Annotated in this window: 20 protein-coding genes; 12 read left to right on the top strand and 8 right to left on the bottom strand. The window is 44.9% G+C overall.

Annotated features, from left to right (window positions below; translation table 11 throughout):
- Positions 1–42 precede the first annotated feature (42 nt).
- The 7 genes from L7D49_RS01555 (at position 43) to L7D49_RS01525 (ending at position 7135) form a co-directional block, all read left to right on the top strand.
- Complete coding sequence (locus L7D49_RS01555) at positions 43–378, top strand: PadR family transcriptional regulator (protein ID WP_238079068.1); 336 nt, start codon at positions 43–45, stop codon at positions 376–378.
- Complete coding sequence (locus L7D49_RS01550; RefSeq protein ID WP_238079066.1) at positions 379–918, top strand: DUF2812 domain-containing protein; 540 nt, start codon at positions 379–381, stop codon at positions 916–918.
- A 32-nt stretch (positions 919–950) separates the two neighbouring features.
- A complete protein-coding gene (locus L7D49_RS01545; RefSeq protein ID WP_238079064.1) occupies positions 951–1892 on the top strand; it encodes an ABC transporter ATP-binding protein in 942 nt (313 codons plus the stop codon).
- Positions 1885–3099, top strand: a complete 1215-nt coding sequence (locus L7D49_RS01540) for an ABC transporter permease (RefSeq protein ID WP_238079063.1) — start codon at positions 1885–1887, stop codon at positions 3097–3099. Before L7D49_RS01545 ends, L7D49_RS01540 begins: the two co-directional genes overlap by 8 nt.
- Positions 3100–3582: 483 nt before the next feature.
- Positions 3583–4416: a gluconate 2-dehydrogenase subunit 3 family protein gene (locus L7D49_RS01535; protein WP_238079061.1), complete on the top strand. Its 834-nt coding sequence runs from the start codon at positions 3583–3585 to the stop codon at positions 4414–4416.
- A gap of 15 nt (positions 4417–4431) precedes the next feature.
- The gene (locus L7D49_RS01530) at positions 4432–6177 is read left to right on the top strand and encodes a GMC family oxidoreductase (RefSeq protein WP_238079059.1); all 1746 of its coding nucleotides are present in this window, start codon (positions 4432–4434) and stop codon (positions 6175–6177) included.
- Between the two features lie 121 nt (positions 6178–6298).
- The gene (locus L7D49_RS01525) at positions 6299–7135 is read left to right on the top strand and encodes a cytochrome c oxidase assembly protein (protein ID WP_238079057.1); all 837 of its coding nucleotides are present in this window, start codon (positions 6299–6301) and stop codon (positions 7133–7135) included.
- Between the two features lie 305 nt (positions 7136–7440).
- Here L7D49_RS01525 and L7D49_RS01520 read toward each other — a convergent pair whose 3' ends face one another.
- The 8 genes from L7D49_RS01520 to L7D49_RS01485 form a co-directional block, all read right to left on the bottom strand.
- Positions 7441–7605, bottom strand: a complete 165-nt coding sequence (locus L7D49_RS01520; protein WP_238079056.1) for a hypothetical protein — start codon at positions 7603–7605, stop codon at positions 7441–7443.
- Positions 7606–7623: 18 nt separating this feature from the next.
- Positions 7624–7788 carry a hypothetical protein gene (locus tag L7D49_RS01515; RefSeq protein WP_238079054.1) on the bottom strand — a complete coding sequence of 55 codons (165 nt, stop codon included), beginning with the start codon at positions 7786–7788 and terminating at the stop codon, positions 7624–7626.
- 113 nt (positions 7789–7901) lie between these two features.
- Entirely contained in the window at positions 7902–8657 is a 756-nt protein-coding gene (locus L7D49_RS01510) for an AAA family ATPase (RefSeq protein WP_238079052.1), read from the bottom strand.
- Between the two features lie 526 nt (positions 8658–9183).
- On the bottom strand, positions 9184–9750 hold the full coding sequence (locus tag L7D49_RS01505) for an NADPH-dependent FMN reductase (RefSeq protein ID WP_238079050.1): 567 nt from the start codon (positions 9748–9750) through the stop codon (positions 9184–9186).
- Between the two features lie 14 nt (positions 9751–9764).
- Entirely contained in the window at positions 9765–10820 is a 1056-nt protein-coding gene (locus tag L7D49_RS01500; RefSeq protein ID WP_238079049.1) for an LLM class flavin-dependent oxidoreductase, read from the bottom strand.
- Between the two features lie 2 nt (positions 10821–10822).
- On the bottom strand, positions 10823–11767 hold the full coding sequence (locus L7D49_RS01495) for a ring-cleaving dioxygenase (protein WP_238079047.1): 945 nt from the start codon (positions 11765–11767) through the stop codon (positions 10823–10825).
- 50 nt (positions 11768–11817) lie between these two features.
- Positions 11818–12261, bottom strand: a complete 444-nt coding sequence (locus L7D49_RS01490) for a MarR family winged helix-turn-helix transcriptional regulator (RefSeq protein ID WP_238079045.1) — start codon at positions 12259–12261, stop codon at positions 11818–11820.
- Between the two features lie 74 nt (positions 12262–12335).
- A complete protein-coding gene (locus tag L7D49_RS01485; protein WP_238079044.1) occupies positions 12336–12815 on the bottom strand; it encodes a DUF4306 domain-containing protein in 480 nt (159 codons plus the stop codon).
- A gap of 167 nt (positions 12816–12982) precedes the next feature.
- Here L7D49_RS01485 and L7D49_RS01480 point away from each other — a divergent pair, with 167 nt between their 5' ends.
- The 5 genes from L7D49_RS01480 to L7D49_RS01460 are packed head-to-tail and all read left to right on the top strand — an operon-like array spanning position 12983 to position 16968.
- Positions 12983–13660, top strand: coding sequence for a response regulator transcription factor (locus L7D49_RS01480; protein WP_238079043.1), 678 nt, complete (start codon positions 12983–12985; stop codon positions 13658–13660).
- Positions 13657–14712 (top strand): HAMP domain-containing sensor histidine kinase, encoded by a 1056-nt coding sequence (locus tag L7D49_RS01475; protein WP_238079042.1) that lies wholly within the window; start codon positions 13657–13659, stop codon positions 14710–14712. Before L7D49_RS01480 ends, L7D49_RS01475 begins: the two co-directional genes overlap by 4 nt.
- 47 nt (positions 14713–14759) lie before the next feature.
- On the top strand, positions 14760–15473 hold the full coding sequence (locus L7D49_RS01470) for an ABC transporter ATP-binding protein (RefSeq protein ID WP_238079041.1): 714 nt from the start codon (positions 14760–14762) through the stop codon (positions 15471–15473).
- Positions 15470–16213, top strand: coding sequence for an ABC transporter permease (locus L7D49_RS01465; protein WP_238079039.1), 744 nt, complete (start codon positions 15470–15472; stop codon positions 16211–16213). Before L7D49_RS01470 ends, L7D49_RS01465 begins: the two co-directional genes overlap by 4 nt.
- Positions 16210–16968 (top strand): ABC transporter permease, encoded by a 759-nt coding sequence (locus L7D49_RS01460; protein ID WP_238079038.1) that lies wholly within the window; start codon positions 16210–16212, stop codon positions 16966–16968. Before L7D49_RS01465 ends, L7D49_RS01460 begins: the two co-directional genes overlap by 4 nt.
- Positions 16969–16999: the final 31 nt, after the last annotated feature.

The raw sequence follows: 16999 nt of genomic DNA, 5'->3' as shown, positions 1-16999 counted from the left end.
ATTGATATATCATTAAGTGATATATGTGAGTAGGAGGAAAATATGGCTAGAAATCGTTCATTAGAGATGGGAGAGCTTACGGATACGGCTTATTACATTCTCTTGTGCTTTGTGCAAGAGAATCATGGATATGTCGTCATGCAGGCGGTGGAAGAGATGACAAATGGCCAATTCTCCATTGGACCGGCTTCTCTGTATTCCACTATTCAGAAGCTGCAGTCCGCCGACTTAATCGAAATTACAGAACTGGGGGATAAAAAGAAGAAGACATATCGGGCGACGGGAAAAGGGATTGAGCTGCTAAAGCAGGAAGTGGAGCGCAGACGGGATATGGTGCGACATGCTGAGGAAATTTTGAAGAGTGCGGGTGAATTGTAAATGACAAAAACTAAATATATTTTTAGCGGCGGTTTGGCATTTACTGAACAGAGCGATATGGAACGATTACGGGAGCTTGCCAGTGAGGGGTGGCTGCTGGAAAAGATGCATTGCCTTGGCTACGTGTTACGGAGTGGAAAACCGCAAGATATCGAGTACTCGCTGGATTATCAAAAGAGGCCGGATGAGGAGTACTTTTCATTCTTTGAGATGTCTGGCTGGACACATGTTTGCTCAGTTGGAAAGGAAATTCATATATTTAGTGCGCCGGCAGGAACGACTCCAATTCATACGGATCAACTGACCACGATTGATAAATACGAAACGCAAAAGAGATATATGGGGAACATTGCGTTGCCGACTTTGGTGATTACACTATTGCTGTCAACGGTCGCCATGCTGAGTAATTACAGCTGGGTGCCCAAAGGAATGGGGAATGCGTGCGGAATATTGAGCTACCTGTCCTCCTTGGTATTAATTTTCACGGGGATGCCTTATATCGGCTATAGCTATAAATTAAGCAGACTACGAAGGGGTTAATGAATAAATAAAGGGAATGGGAGAGGTTCAAAGTGGATACTGTATTAACAGTAAAAGACTTAGGTAAATCATTTAAGAATAAAAAGGTGATCGAAGATATCTCCTTTGAGGTGAAAAAAGGGGAGATCATGGCGGTTTTAGGGCCAAATGGAGCCGGAAAGTCGACAACCATCCGAAATATAATGGGGATCATGTATCCAGATGAAGGAACAGTTCATTTTCGTGGCTGCCAGCCAGGTGATATTCCCCGCCATAAAATCGGATACTTGCCGGAGGAACGCGGCCTTTATAAAAACGTAAAAGTAATGGATATGATTTTATATTTGGCGGAGCTGAAGGATTATCCGCTAAAGAAGGCGAAGCAACGGGCGCTTGATTACTTGAAAAGACTAGGTCTGGAAGGGAAGGGGAATGTCTCGGTTGAGGAGCTCTCCAAAGGAATGGGCCAAAAAGTGCAATTTATCGGCTCCATCATACATGAACCCGAATTGTTGATTTTGGATGAGCCGTTTTCCGGCTTGGACCCGGTCAGTCAAGAAGTATTTAAGACGGAAATTCAGAACTTGGCCAACAATGGTACAGCCATATTGCTGTCTTCCCACCAGATGAACATGGTGGAACAAGTATGTGACCGTTTATTTATGATCAATCGAGGCAAGAAGGTCATTTATGGCACGCTGGAAGATGTGAAAAATCAGTATGCTAATTTTAAATGCACAATCAAAGGAACAAATGACCTGCATGTTTTGGAATCAATCCCACAGGTGCAACGAGTCGAAACCCGAGACGAGGCTACGATTTTATATCTCGAACAAGATATCAAACCGGCTGCATGGCTGCGCTCGCTTCCCGATCACCTGAATATTCAAGAGCTGTCGATCGATCGGATTTCATTGCATGAGATTTTCATTGATGTCGCGACAGACAACCACTCGCAACTATTAATAGGGAAGGGAGAGGAAGTACATGCGTAATAGTTGGAAAGTGGCCCGCTGGGAAATCAGGCGGAATTTAAAAAACAAATCCTTCTTGATTTCATTAATTAGCACACCGATTATTTTTATGCTTTTTGCATTCGTCCCTTCCTTTTTTAATAAAGAGTCGAATGAGAAGATTACTGTACATGTGCTGGATGAAATCGGTGTTTATGAACAAGTCGTACAAGTAGCAACTGAAAACGAAGCGAACTGGGATGTTCAGAGGACGGAGGCAAACGAGTCTGAATTTCCAAAGCTTATTAAGGAACATGATCATACAGCCTATATTGCATTAACAGAAGAAGGGCTGGAGAACGGAAAGATTCGTGTTTATACGAGCAAAGACATTCACGACCGTTTCTTAAACGAAACAGGCATACTGGTAGAGCCGCTCCGTCAACAACAGTTAATTCAATCGGGACTGACCGATCAACAATTGACGATTGTGGAAAAGGGAATTCAAGTGGAAGCTGTTTCTTCCGGAGAGGAAACGGCGGCTGCAGTGGGCGAAGCCGACAGGTTGAAGCATTTGATTCCAGGAGTGGTAGCCGGGATCGTCCTCTTTTCAATCGTCATGACAGGCATGATGATTTTCACGTCCGCATCGCAAGAGAAGAAAGAGAAGGTTGCAGAAATCGTCCTCTCCTCGGTTACGACAACTGAACTCATGCAAGGGAAAATTATCGGTTACTTTGTCCTGGGAATTACGCAAGTGACGGTTTGGCTGCTCTTTTTAATTCCGATTGCTTTGTGGAAAATGGATTTCCCACTACTGGAATATCTACTTGTTCCCGAGATGCTTGTTTTGTTGTTTATTGCTTTAACAGGTTACCTTCTCTTTGCTGCCATTTTTGTCAGCATCGGGGCCACTGTAGAAGATATGACATCGACAAGCAATTTTCAAGGAATCATTATGATGATTCCGTTTTTCCCAATAGCCTTTTTAGGACCACTCCTCAATGATCCGAATGGGTTAATCGCCAAAGTGCTGACCTTTGTGCCCATTACGGCACCAAGTGTATTGCTATTCCGGCTGGCTCAGCTGGAACAATGGCCTTGGGTGGAAATATTGATCTCCATTGCGGTACTATTGCTATCAATCTGGCTTGCAATGAAAGCAGCAGGGAAAATCTTCAAAATTGGAATATTAATGTATGGAAAGAATGCGACACCAAAAGAGATTTGGAAATGGATGTGGACATGAGTTACACCTCTTGAGGGATTATAAGTTCGGCAGATCGGCTTTCCATACTGAGACAGCCAATGTAGCGAAGGTAACCAACCATTGTTGCATTTTCAAGTAGACTAGGTGTTACTCTTAGTAATAATAAACCGCACTTTATACGTGTGTTAGTTACAACTGACTGGGTGTTCGCGCACCTGGTCTTTTTTTATTTACAAATAGCAGCGGGTACCCCCACTCTAAAAAGTACGTTGAAACCAATACTCGCAAACTAATTGTAAGGAAATCTGTAAATAACCCCCCCTAGGAACCAATCTCTGGCACCCTATCGAACAAATATGATTAATCCTTCTCCCTGCATCACACCTACATTTATCGTCACCTTCATTACATACAAGCAGGCGGTTCTTCTTTTCTCTTACTCCTTCAACTATATGAATACGATTGGATGGTTTTGGCAAGCATGGATAGAAAGTATGCAGTCAAATAAGGAGGAGTCATGCAGTGTCAGATAAACCAACAGAGACAAACGGCAATAAAGGGATGAGCCGGCGTACATTTATTAAGAATACAGGGCTGGTGGCAGGGGGGCTTGTCGGGGGCGGCCTGATCGGTGGATTGTTGACGAATCAGCTGCAGCAGAAGCCGGAAGTGGCGCCCGCCATGGATAGCAGTGGCGGCCTTCAGGAAGCCCGGGTGTTTTTTAGCCGTGTCGAGGACTTCGATATCCTTTCGGCGGCCACCGAGCGTATCTTGCCGAAAGATGAGCTGGGACCAGGGGCCATTGAGCTGGGGGTTCCGTACTTTATTGACAAGCAGTTGAATACGGACTGGGGCAGCAATGCGAAGGAATATATGAAAGGTCCGTTTGTCCTGAATATGAAACATACAGGCAATCATAATCAAAATAAAGACCAGGATAGCCAGGGGCCGAATGCGGATACGCAAGTACCGGTGCCTTCTCCGCGGTATCAGACAAAAATGACGAGGTCAGAAATTTTCATTCTCGGACTCCGGGAAATGGACCGAGTCTCCCAGGAAGAGTTTGGAACCCGATTCGTGGAGGCGAATCCGGATCAGCAGGATGACGTGCTGAAGAAGTTTGAAGCCGGGGCATACGAGCTATCCGGCGTGGGCTCTCAGAATTTCTTTAACCTGCTCCGTTCCTGCACGTTGGAGGGCGCTTATTGCGATCCGGTATACGGCGGGAACAAAGACATGATGGGATGGAAGATGAAGGAATATCCAGGGCCTCGGGCAAGTTATGCCGCTCAGGTCGATGCAGAAGAGTTCATCGTGTTGGACCAGCAAAGCTTACGGAATTACCAAGGACATTAAGGGGAGGTATTCGATATGGTAACAAAGTTGAAAAAAGTGGATGTAGTTGTCGTGGGAACTGGCTGGGCAGGCGGGGTCATTGCGGCGGAATTGTCGAAGGCAGGCTATAAGGTGGTTGGATTGGAGCGCGGTAAGAATCAAGTTCGTGAAGACTATATCGGCGTGAAAGATGAACTTCGCTATACGAATCGTTATGAAATGATGCAGAATCTGTCGTCTGAAACGATTACATCACGGAATTATCTTGACGAGGTTGCATTGCCAGTGCGGACACGCCATGAATTCATGGCAGGGACCGATCTTGGCGGCGGAAGTGTCCACTGGGCGGGTGCCACGTATCGTTGGAAGCCGTACGATTTTGAAATTCGTACTAAAACGATTGAGAGATACGGCAAGGATAAAATCCCGGAAGGCATGACGATCCAGGATTGGGGCATCACGTATGAGCAAATGGATAAATACTACGATAAGTGGGAGAAGACGGCAGGAATTTCCGGAGAACCTGACCCGCTGGGACCGCAACGGTCGAGTGATTATCCAAATCCGCCTATGAAGGAATCTGTTCCGATCAAGTTGTTTAAAGAAGCGGCAAAGAAGCTGGGCTATCACCCTTATCAAGTACCTGCAGGAAATCTATCGCAATCTTATACGAATCCGGACGGCGAGGCGATGAACGCTTGTATGTATTGTTCATTTTGCACGCAGTATGGATGTGACTTCGGGGCCAAATCAGACCCGCTTGTCACAGTATTACCGACAGCTATGAAGACAGGGAATTATGAGGCAAGGGTATCCGCTAATGTGCGGCGTGTTCTCTATAAAGGAGGTAAGGCGACAGGAGTCCTCTATGTAGATACAATGACGGGTGAAGAGTTTGAACAGCCTGCGGATGTAGTCGTGCTGGCAGCATTCTCTATTACGAATAACCGGTTGCTCTTCCTGTCAGGCATCGGCCAGCCTTATGACCCGAACACGAGAAAAGGAGTCATTGGCCGGAATTTCAATGGCCAGTTTGGCATTACGTTCCTAGGGGCAAGAGGGTACTTTAAAAATAAAAAGTTCAATTATTACGCGGGAGCTGGGGCGTTAGGCGGCACACTCGGTGATTTTGCAGGTGATAATTTCGATCATACAAATCTAGACTTCATCAATGGCGGCGGCATCGAGATGCGTCAATATGGACAAGGCGCCATCGCTGGAAACCACGTGCCAAAGGGAACACCGACATGGGGTCCGGAATTCAAGAAAAACTCCATTTTCTATACCAATCGCTCGCTAATCGTATGGTATACGTCTGCCATTATGTCGTGGTGGCATAATTATACGAGCCTTGATCCGACGTATAAAGATGAATACGGCGATCCGTTGCTGCGAATCACGAATCGGTATACGGACCAAGACCGCAACATCGCCAAGTTCGGTATTGAAAAATGCCGGGAAATCATGGAGGCCATGGGCGCGGACATTATTGACGAGGATGAGGTTCCGCAGGAGTTCGACCATGTGTATGACGGCGGGCACTATGCCGGAGGTGTGATCATGGGAGCCGACCCGGCAACATCCGCTGTAAACAATTACTTGCAAATGTGGGACGTTGACAACCTGTTCGTCGTCGGCGGCTCCGCTTTCCCTCAATTCGCCGGCCACCATCCGACCGCGACAATTGGCGCTCTCGCATACCGGGCGGCAGAAGGCATCGAATTGTATTTGAAGAATGGCGGCCAATTGGCTGAGCGTAAGCACGAAAGCAGCACGGTATGATCAAAGGCAGGCACGTCTCCCCTAGGAGGCGTGTCTTTTTTTATCGCTCTAGGGCCATGAAATAAATAAGTGCTACAGTCATAGAATAGGATAGTCATAAAGGAAAGGGGGAATTCTGCTTTTGAGCCTGCTCGACATGCTGCTCCTCGAAAACCTGACATGGCGCTGGCACTGGTTGATCATCCTGACAGGCCTTGCTGTTTTATACAGCTTTCTATTGCATCGATTTGGAAAAAACGAAGTGGTGCGCATGCAGCCCATCTCCTTTTCCCTGGGATGCCTTCTTTTGTTTCTCATGCTCGGAAGCCCCTTCGCGACACTCAACCATATCTCCTTCACCTTGCACATGGCGCAGATGAGCGTGCTGTTCTTCTTCGTGCCGCCTTTGCTGATGCTGAGCATCCCGGTACCGTGGCATGATTTCATAATAAAAACGAGGCCTGCATGGTGGCCCTCAATCCCTTTCACTTCATTAGAATTCCTCTACACCTTCTCCATCCTTTTTCTTCTGTACCATATTCCCAGCATTCTATCCATCCTTGTGGCATATCCCGTTCTTCAAAAGAGCTATCTGCTTCTTCTCTTCTTACTATCATTCGGCATGTGGCGGCCACTCGCTTCACCTGATCCGTTGCTGCGCTTGTGTGCATGTAAAATGAAAAAGTATGCGTTTTGGAGCGGCTTGGCCATCATGCCCGCCTGTTTGCTATTTGTGGCATCCGCTTTTTTCGAAAATGCCCATAACCCATTCTTGCTCCAACTCGTCGCCCATCTTTGCGGTCCTGGCTTCCTGGACTCCTTACAGCTCCCCGTCCAATCGAAATACGACCGCCTGTTAGCCGGTGCTCTCATGCTTATCTTGCACAAATCCTCCCTCGTCTTCACTCTAAAATGGCAACGCATCGTTTCCGCTGATTTCTATGATGAATTGGATAAGGAAACCTCCACGAAGTGCTAGCAAGCCGAGCATTGCGGTGTAAGCGTGGAGGTACGGTGAAAAGACAAGCCTGGCGGTGAAAGGTTCCAACGTCTTGGGGGATGACCTTCGACTTTCAGGCGTTTTCTATGGTTTCTCACTAACTCTGGGATGGAAGACGGGGACGTGCCTCCGTTGGGAAGCATGAATTGTAGTCAAGTGGTGATCAATTCAATTTAGGCGGTGATAGAAGCGGTTTAGCCGGTGATAGACTTGTTTCAGGCGGTGATAGAAGTGATTTAGCCGGTGATAGCGACTTGGCAGCTTTGCAGGGAAATACGACCGGTTCACAATAATAAAACAGCACCCACTGCCTTACCACCGAGTTGAATGGTGTTACCACCGTCTCTCGGTACTTTACCACCGACTTGCGCCCCATTACCACCGTCTCTCACACGATTATCACCATTTCTCGCCCCATTACCACCGACTCGCCAATTTTTCCGGTCCAAATGAACTTGTCCCACACTTCATTCCAATAAAAAACGGCCTCCCGCTTTACCACCGAGTTGAAAGGCGTTACCACCGACTCTCGCTACTTTACCACCGCCCTGCGCCCCATTACCACCGTCTCTCACACGATTACCACCGTTTCTCGCCCCGTTACCACCGACTCGCCAATTTTTCCGGTCCAAATGAACTTGTCCTACACTTCATTCCAATAAAAAAACGCCACTCCGGGGCTGACAACCAAAAAAAGGACAACCTTGAATAGAAGGTTGTCCGGTGTTCTATAACGAGTTGATTCCTATTGAAAAAGATGATGAAGCAAACGATCTTTGTCGTCAAAAAACTGTTTCATGATTGAATAGTGTTCAGTTTCCTCCAACGTCGTTTCGTGCATCCCGTCTTCTGTAATTTGTAGTATTTTGGAGAGCGGATGCGCCATGACGATCGGGGAGTGAGTGGATATGATGAACTGGGACCCTTCTAAAACGAGTTCATTCATGCGTGCGAGTAAAGAAATTTGCCGCAGGGGAGACAATGCGGCTTCCGGTTCATCCAGAATATACAAGCCATTTCCACCGAACCGTTCTCTAAAAACGGCAAAAAAGGATTCTCCATGCGATTGCTCGTGCAGTGACACGCCTCCGTACGAATTGATAATTGGAGGAGCAGAGGTTAACTGTCGATCCAATTCCTCAATATTAGTGGCCACGTTGTAAAAACTTTCGGCACGGAAGAAGAAATGATCTGCCGGCCTCTCAACTCCTCTTACTAGTTGCAAGTATTGATCTAATGGCGAATGCGAATCAAAACTGGAGAAATTAAAATTCAACGTACCGCCCTCTGGATTAAAGCCATACGCAACCGCGATCCCTTCCAGCAAAGTGGATTTTCCCATTCCATTCTCCCCGATAATATACGTAATGTTCGGGTGAAGCTGCAGTTCATTTAAGTTACGTACAAAGGGCAGGGTAAAGGGAAATGTGCCGTGGGGCAGTTGTTCCTGCCGCAAGCGGACGGACCGAATGTATTGAGAGTTTGCATCTAATTTTGTCACAGGAAATTCACTCCTTTTCAGTAGGGATTTCAGCAATCCAGATCTCATAACTCATTACGAACTTGCCAACACAAACTCCATCTGCACCAAGTTGATGGCTGCTTTTTCAATGCCTTTATTACAGATCAAGGCAATTATCCAACTATCATCTCTTCATTACTTACATCAAAAGGAAATTTATATACTTCTATTTTAGGAACTCTACTTTGTAATGAAAAATAAAATGACTGACCAAAAGAGCTAATGTGTGGTCCAAATAATCGTTGTAGTAATAGTACGGCTAGTTGGCATGAAAGTTCCAAAATTTGCAGGCAGAGGATAGGAGATGAGTTACAATCAAGTAAGGAGTAATTTTCTAGCTGGCGATGCGGGTGAATGATTGTGAGTATACATGAAGAAATGGAGACTCCATCCGATTCAAAGCATCGGCTATCGTAATTCTAGAGACAGGTAAACTCAATTTAAAATGCGGGTCCACAAGAAAGGGAATTGACCAGAAGAACATCCCGATCAATTCCCTTAATGCTTAGAAATCATATTCTTCATCTTGTTTCATGCGGATACCCTCGAACGCTTCCACCGTCCATACGGTATCCTCCACTAGACGTTCTAAACGAAACAGGACATCGTCATTGACAATTTCTTTGCGTAAAAAGTCTTTTTCTTCAATAAAGACATACGTGGGTACGATGTGCGCCTTCATATAGGCTAAAATCGGTTTTAATTGTTGCTCGACCATCAAGTAATGCTTGGAAGTGCCTGCTGTGACGATCATGCTTACGACTTTGTCCCGGAAGGCATTGACAGGCAGCAGGTCAAAAATATTCTTTAGAGTGGCGGGGATGGATGCTTGGAATGTAGGTGTACCAAGTATAATGGCGTCAGCCCCCATAACTGTCTCGGCAACCAATTTGGTATCTCCGTCGTATTCAAAGTAATTGCGACCGTCACTGAATTCGACTGTATAGTCGGCTAAATCAAGTAAGGTAACTTCATGCTGCGGGTATTTATTTTGAAGCATCTCAACTGTAGTTACTGCAGCCGTCCTTGTTTTTGAGCCTACAATAGAGCCGGCCAAAACAACAATTTTCATTTGAATCCCCCTCGTTATTTGGCAGTATATTTTTTAATCGCCGGTATGATATCCGTTCCAATGATTTCAATGTTTTTCATGATCTTATCGAATGGCACTCCGCCAAAATCAATTTGTGCCATGAAGCGCTGCATGCCATACAGTTCATATTGATACAGAAGCTTTTCAATGATTTGCTCCTTGCTGCCAACCATTAAGGCATCACGTGTATCAGGAGCTTGAGCAAATTGCTGTTTTGGATAGCCTCCCCCACGAATGGCAAGGAAACCGCCATTAATATGAGGATACATGCCTTGCAACGCTTCTTTTGTTGTGTCTGCGACATAGAACAAGCTCGTTGTGGCGATTGGCAATGTTGCGGGATCAAAACCGCTTTGTTCTGCCGCCTCACGGTAAGCGTCAACAGAGTGTTTGAAATTGATGGCTGGTCCCCCTAAAGTCGTCAGCATCATCGGAATCCCCATATACCCGGCTTTAATGGCACTGGCAGGCGGTCCGCCGACTGCGCGCCAGATGGGGAGTGATCCGTTTACAGGTTGCGGCAGGATCTGTGCGTTTTGAAGAGGAGGACGGAAATCGCCTTGCCATGTTACCCGTTCCTCTTCATTAATCTTCTTAAGAAGCTCTAATTTCTCTTCAAAAATCTCCTCGTAATCCTGTAAATCTACTCCGAGCAAGTGGTAAGCTCCAACCCGGGAGCCACGTCCGGCAACGATTTCTGCACGTCCCCCTGAAATCAAGTCAATGGTGGCAAAATCCTCATAGACACGGACTGGGTCCGACACACTTAATACAGTAGCGGAGCTCGTAATTTTAATGTCAGTTGTCGCTTGGGCGATAGCTCCAAGCACGACCGTATGGGCTTGCGTTGTGAAGTACGTTTGATGGCTTTCGCCAACACCGAACACATTGATTCCAGCTTGTTCAGCTAGCTTGGCTGCTTCAATTAATTCATGAATTCGCTGCTGGGCGGACACCCGGTCGCCCGTTAGCGGGTTAGGAATGTGGTCGCCTAGAGAATATAGTCCAAATTCCATGCCGTTTGATGGATTGATACGATATTGTTCCATGCCTATTCCTCCTCAATGGGTTGTAGTTTTTGTTCGATTTCGTGGCGGCGTCCCTCTAAAAATGGCGGCAAGTCCAATTTTTCACCGAGTGTTTCGATCCGCCCGTCGATTGTGAACCCAGGTCCATCCGTAGCAATTTCAAATAAAATGCCGTTTGATTCGCGGAAGTATAAGCTTTTGAAATAAAACCGATCCACGATGCCAGAAGAAAGAAAGCCGCTTGCTCGCACTAGCTCATCGTAATAGGCGAGCGCTTCTTCATCTTGTACACGAATCGCCAGATGATGAATGCTGCCACGCCCCGGTTTTTCGGCAGGTCCATCCATAGCTTTTACGACGATTTCGCCGAACAGTTCACCGTTAATTGATTGATAAATAGCTTCTTCTTCCGAACGCGATATTTCGGTATAACCAAATATGTCCGTAAGCGTGCGTCCTATCTTATCGAGTCGGCGCACTGTGATTTCGACCGGCCCCATGCCTTGGATTTGATGTTCAGCAGGGACGGAAGATTGTTCCCATGTTTCCCAGTGGTCGATTTTTTGTCCATCTGATGGCATCAGCACCATGCGCAAACCCTCTGCATCTTCAAAGTGCAGGGCAGGGCGGTTGACGTATGTTGTGATGTCGCTATGTTTTACACCAAATTCTTCAAAACGGGATTTCCAAAAAGTTAAACTCGCTTCAGAGGGAATAAGCAAACCGATTTGTGTAATGGCATTCGTTCCTCGGTGCGTGCTGCCTACAAACGGCATTTCAAAAAAGGATAACTCCGTGCCGGGACTGCCTGTTTTGTCTCCGTAAAATAAGTGATACATCGATGGATCATCTTGATTCACCGTCAGCTTCACCCGGCGCAACCCAAGTATGTCGCGGTAAAAACGATTATTTTGCTTGGCGTTTTTCGTAATCATTGAAATGTGGTGATGGCCTGGAATTGGATACATGGTATGTTCCTCCTTTTTCATTTGACTAATCAAGTGATGTGTTAAAAAAATTACCGATCCGGCAATTTCTTTTGTTCACTGTTTTTATGGACACGTGACATGAGCGTAAATAACGTTTTCTTCTCTTCCTCCGATAAACATTCATCGAAAAACGAAGACTGGAATGCAAGCTGAGCATCAAAGGCATTTTCTAATTTGTTTCGGCCTTTATTTGTTAATGAAATCGTTTTAGTCTTCCAATCCTGCTTGCGTTCAATGAGTCCTTCTTTCTCCAGGCGAGCGAGCATACGCGAAATACCACCTTGTGTCACGGTCACCTTCTCAGCCAACTCACTTTGTGTTAAGGGTTCGTACGTCGAAATCTGCATGAGTACATCAAACTGAGCGGTTGTTAAATCGTATGGCTTTAAAAATTCATTCGATAGCAAATTGCTTTGATGGGTGAATCGAGTCAGCCGCAGCCAGATTAATGACCCGCGTGTATTTCTTTGCATATGGTTCATCACTCCCTTTCCTTAGCTTCACTTTACTACTCAAGTGATAGTTTTGCAAGAGTTTTACCTCGAATTCAAGATAATAATTTCTTACCTATTATTTTATTCCTACCCAACGTGAGATGAACGATCAGTCCAACTGATAAAACCGCCAGTACAAGAAAGAACCACGAGAGCGATTGGAGTCCATACGTCGGTGATTGCTTTAATAGGAAAAATATCAAAAGGGAACCGAATAGGGAAAATCCATAACAAATGCTTAAAGTCCGCCGATTTCCTTTACTCAACCAGCTGACGGTCTGCTGCAATAGCAGAAAACTTGAAACTAGCATGAGCAAAGGGAAGAAAGGGGAAAACTTAGCTGCATAGAAGAAGTGATCAATTGGCAATATTGTATCCGGTGATTCGATGGTACCTTTCAGCAGTCTTGTGAAAATCGCTGTATGATCCCATTCCCAAGGTTTGGCTAAGAGAGCTGAACCTTCGTACCAAGTTACGAAACTTGAAAATAGGAATACAACTGAGCTGATTACGACTATAACTATACTCCGCATCCTGTTACCTCCTTACTGAAAAGGATACTATTGGTTAGACGTTTGCAGATTGGAAGAGTTCCTCCTGCATAGTTACAGATTTACATAATTAAGCTGATTGGAAATTAGATTCCTATGTTAATGTTATAATATAAGACAATTTCGAAACTTGGAGTGAGGGATGCTGCTTGAAAAAAAGCGTATTATATATTGAAGATAATGAGAAGATAGGCAGTTGGGTGAAAGAAGAATTAGAACAGCGAGGATTTTCCGTTCAATGGCTGCTGACTGGAGAAGGAGCCGAAGAGCAAGTAAAACAGCATGAAATTGTTATTTTGGATATCATGTTGCCAGGCTTGGACGGATTTACTGTAGGTAAACGGCTAAAAAAGGCAGCTCCTGCTGTTCCTATCTTGCTGTTATCCGCTCGAACATCGATACATGATAAGGTAGATGGTTTACAATTTGCCGATGACTACGTAACGAAACCATTCCATACTGATGAATTAGTGGCCAGAATAGAAGTGCTAATCCGTCGAAGTGGTGGAAACCATTCCGAACGTATTTCACTAGGGAATCATATTGAAGTAGATCCAGAGATTCAAATGGTCTATGACAAACATACTGGAGAAGAAATTATTCTAACAGGGAAGCAACATCAAATCTTAATGTATTTCTTAAGCAACCCGAATCAAGTGTTACCGAAAGAACAAATTTATGAAGCGATTTGGAACGAACCTTATATGACTGGCGATAAAACAGTATTGGTCCATATCAGTCGGTTGCGCCAAAAGCTGGAACGGTATCCCGATTCCTCGGAGATTATTGAAACGCTAAAAGGAATAGGCTATCGGGTGAAACTATGAAAAAGACTCGATCATTATTTCACCGTTTTCTAATGGGTCATTTTCTGTTCATATTTTTTCCTCCCATTATACTTGTTCTTCTTCTGATGCCCATCGGTTTTTCGGGGATCAGTGAAGAAGATCCGAATGCGATAATCCAGTTTTACTTTATCCTGATTTTGTTTGGTTTTATTATGATCGCGTTTGTTTTAATATCTTGGATTTTCTTTTTAAGACTTCGCAAGCGTCTTACCTACTTGCAGGAAGCCATGTCATTTTCAGCTGCAACTAACTCATTTCCTAAACCACTATCTGTTCAATCGGATCGGATGGATGAAATCGATCAGTTAGGAAGTTCATTTAATTGGATGATTCAGCAGCTTGAAGACAGTCAAAAACGCGAATATGAAGAGGAATTATTACGACATCGGCTCATTGCTAATTTATCTCACGACTTGCGAACGCCCCTTACCATTTTGAGAGGGCATGTCACGAAATTAAATAAAGAATCAATGAGTTTAGAAGGTCATAATTCATTGACAGAAATGAACTATACGATTTCAAGAGTCGGAGAACTCATGGATGATTTACTTTCTTATACATTGCTTACTTCGGGGAAACATCCATTTCACCCTAATTCAACAGACATTGGGCGTTTGGTACGAGCATCTGTTGCTTCGTGGTATCCCGTTTTTGAAGAAAAAGAAATTCAGCTGGATGTTGATTTACCAGCAGAAGAAACATTTTATTGGGAGGCAGATCCTGTATGGATCACAAGGGTTTTGGATAATTTATTTCAAAACATTCTTCGCCATGCAGCCGATGGGAAATATGCAAATATTGCAGTGAATGTAGAAAAAGAACAGATCATTGTGGCAGACAGAGGGCCAGGTATGGAGCATTCTTCTTATGAGCAAGGGGCGGGAATTGGTTTATCGGCTTCTAATTATATGTTGAAGAAAATGGATCTGAAAGCGGAATTTATGTCAAGTGAAAAAGGCACAAGAGTCGTGATTGGCAGGGCTTTACCTAAAGTTAACCCAGAAGTAAACAACATGATAACCGAGATGTAACTTTGCTTCCTTATAATGAGAGCCATAACAGAAAGGGCGTGTTATGGTTGCTTACAATTAATAACTTAGTCAAACAGCGAGGAAATCATAAAATCTTATCAGGTATCAGTTTTAAAGCCAGGCCAGGCAGAGTAACTGGTTTTTTAGGTCCAAACGGGGCAGGGAAAAGTTCTACACTTCGCATATTGCTTGGATTGGATCGTGCCACCTCTGGAAGCGCACTAATTGATGGAAAGCCATTTGCAGAATTGCAGAATCCACTTTCAACGGTAGGTGCTGCACTTGATGGATTTGGAGCGCATCGTATGCGAACAGGACGTGCACACTTGCGATGGATTGCCCGAGCTGCAGGATTGCCTCGCTCGCGTGTCGAGGAAGTTCTGGAAATAGTAGGTTTGACAGATGCAGCGGGGAAACGGGTCGGCACTTATTCCCTTGGTATGGGAAGAAGACTTGGAATGGCGGCTGCATTACTTGGAGATCCTGAAATATTGATTTTGGATGAACCCGTAAACGGGCTCGATCCAGAAGGAATTCGCTGGATTCGGACATTTTTACGTGAACGTGCTGCATCTGGAAAAACCGTCTTGCTATCCAGTCATTTAATGGGCGAGCTTGCAGAGACTGTGGATGATGTGGTGATTATTAATCGTGGAAAAGTCGTGGCAAATGGAACTTTGGAAGAAGTAATCGGTAGCCATTCCACACTGGAGGAAGCCTTTTTTGCCCTGACTACTGAACATGCAGGTGCTGTTGTATGAGAGCACTTAACGCGGAACTATCAAAATTATTCTCCCTGCCGGGCATATGGCTTGCCTTTCTCATTGGCGCTTGTGCCCCCGCAATCATTGCTGCACTGGACAGCATGGCAGAAAAAGACGATATTCTAGCTGGAGTCAGCATGCGGCTATCGGAAGTAGGTCTTATAGGATTAGCTGCTGGTGTGCAAGGGGTTATTATTCTTGGAGTGCTTGCTGTCAGCAGTGAGTATTTGACAGAGAGCAGTGAATCTGGCGGAGGGAACCAGATTACAACGAGTTTAACCGCTGTTTCATCCCGACTCCAATTTTTGCTCGCTAAAGCAGGTGCTGTGGCAGTGATCAGCATACTCCTTTTCGTTGTTGCTATTGTAACAACTATGTCAGCAACAAAGCTTATTTTGGGTGAATATGCCCCTGTATTTGAAGCATCGAAACTAGTCGGAGTTGGTTGCTACTGGACATTTACTGCTCTACTAGCATTTGGAATGACTGTCCTTACAAAGAATGGTATTATTCCGCTTGCTGTGCTCATTATTAATTCATCTGTTGTAACAATCTCATATCTATTAACGAAGGTTACAAAGTTAGCGTTTTACTTACCGGATCGAGCTGGGATGGATATGTTTATGAGCGACGGATATCACACCCCAATTACAGGCGGGTTCATCATGTTTGCTTGGGTAACCGTTCTTTTCATAGTAGCAGCCGTTGTATTTCATAGGAGGGACGTTGCATCATGATGGTCTCTTCTAGTAGAAAAATAACATCGATTCTTGGCGCGGAACTGGATAAATTAGTTACACTGCCATTGATATGGCGCACTTTGATGGCTACATTCATTGTGAATGTAGTGTTAACCGCAGCTTTTACTTCTGCCAACCTCCAAGGGGCAACAGGTACGCAAAGTATACTGGATACAGGATTTGCTTCTATGGGTTATCTTCAAGCAGGGTTCATTATTCTTGGCATCTTGGCCACTTGTTCGGAGTATACGGGAGGACAGATCCGAACTACTTTAACTGTGATACCTTGGCGGGGATTTCAATTATCAACAAAGCATTTGGCCTTGGCAGTTATAACGGTGCCTATGGCGTTTCTCATGGCTGCATCAGGTGTACTCTATGCTTTTATTATGATGAAAAACACAGCAGCAGGGATTGAAACAGGCACCGTTATAAGAACGGTAATTGGTGCAACAGGCTACTTAACATTAACTACACTTCTCAGTGCCGCTGTAGGGGCTTTATTCAAACGAACCACTCCTGCGTTAGTGGTATTGCTTGGTTACTATTTCATTGTCAGTCCGTTGATGAGAAATTATTTGCCACGGATTAAAAATTATTCTCCCGATACGGCAGGATCTTATATGTACATGCCACTTTCCACTGACGAGATAAATGCTCTGACAGTGATGCAAGGGACAGGTATTTTACTGTTATGGACACTGCTCTTTATTACAGTAGCTATCATACTTTACCGAAGACGAGATGCCTAAGTTTTGAAGGGAAAGTAAAAAACGAGAGCCG

Source organism: Sporosarcina cyprini (assembly GCF_022048975.1).
In the GTDB taxonomy this organism is placed as follows: Bacteria; Bacillota; Bacilli; order Bacillales_A; family Planococcaceae; genus Sporosarcina; species Sporosarcina cyprini.
The sequence above is the reverse complement of the archived record's forward strand: the minus strand, read 5'-3'. Positions and strand labels throughout refer to the sequence as shown.

Excerpts from the sequence above, each read along its gene's own strand:
- L7D49_RS01500 (WP_238079049.1), bottom strand. The coding sequence starts at position 10,820 with ATGGAACAATATCGTATCAATCCATCAAACGGCATGGAATTTGGACTA.
- L7D49_RS01460 (WP_238079038.1), top strand. The coding sequence starts at position 16,210 with ATGATGGTCTCTTCTAGTAGAAAAATAACATCGATTCTTGGCGCGGAA.
- L7D49_RS01530 (WP_238079059.1), top strand. The coding sequence starts at position 4,432 with ATGGTAACAAAGTTGAAAAAAGTGGATGTAGTTGTCGTGGGAACTGGC.
- L7D49_RS01495 (WP_238079047.1), bottom strand. The coding sequence starts at position 11,767 with ATGTATCCAATTCCAGGCCATCACCACATTTCAATGATTACGAAAAAC.
- L7D49_RS01540 (WP_238079063.1), top strand. The coding sequence starts at position 1,885 with ATGCGTAATAGTTGGAAAGTGGCCCGCTGGGAAATCAGGCGGAATTTA.
- L7D49_RS01475 (WP_238079042.1), top strand. The coding sequence starts at position 13,657 with ATGAAAAAGACTCGATCATTATTTCACCGTTTTCTAATGGGTCATTTT.
- L7D49_RS01465 (WP_238079039.1), top strand. The coding sequence starts at position 15,470 with ATGAGAGCACTTAACGCGGAACTATCAAAATTATTCTCCCTGCCGGGC.
- L7D49_RS01550 (WP_238079066.1), top strand. The coding sequence starts at position 379 with ATGACAAAAACTAAATATATTTTTAGCGGCGGTTTGGCATTTACTGAA.
- L7D49_RS01490 (WP_238079045.1), bottom strand. The coding sequence starts at position 12,261 with ATGCAAAGAAATACACGCGGGTCATTAATCTGGCTGCGGCTGACTCGA.
- L7D49_RS01505 (WP_238079050.1), bottom strand. The coding sequence starts at position 9,750 with ATGAAAATTGTTGTTTTGGCCGGCTCTATTGTAGGCTCAAAAACAAGG.
- L7D49_RS01555 (WP_238079068.1), top strand. The coding sequence starts at position 43 with ATGGCTAGAAATCGTTCATTAGAGATGGGAGAGCTTACGGATACGGCT.
- L7D49_RS01485 (WP_238079044.1), bottom strand. The coding sequence starts at position 12,815 with ATGCGGAGTATAGTTATAGTCGTAATCAGCTCAGTTGTATTCCTATTT.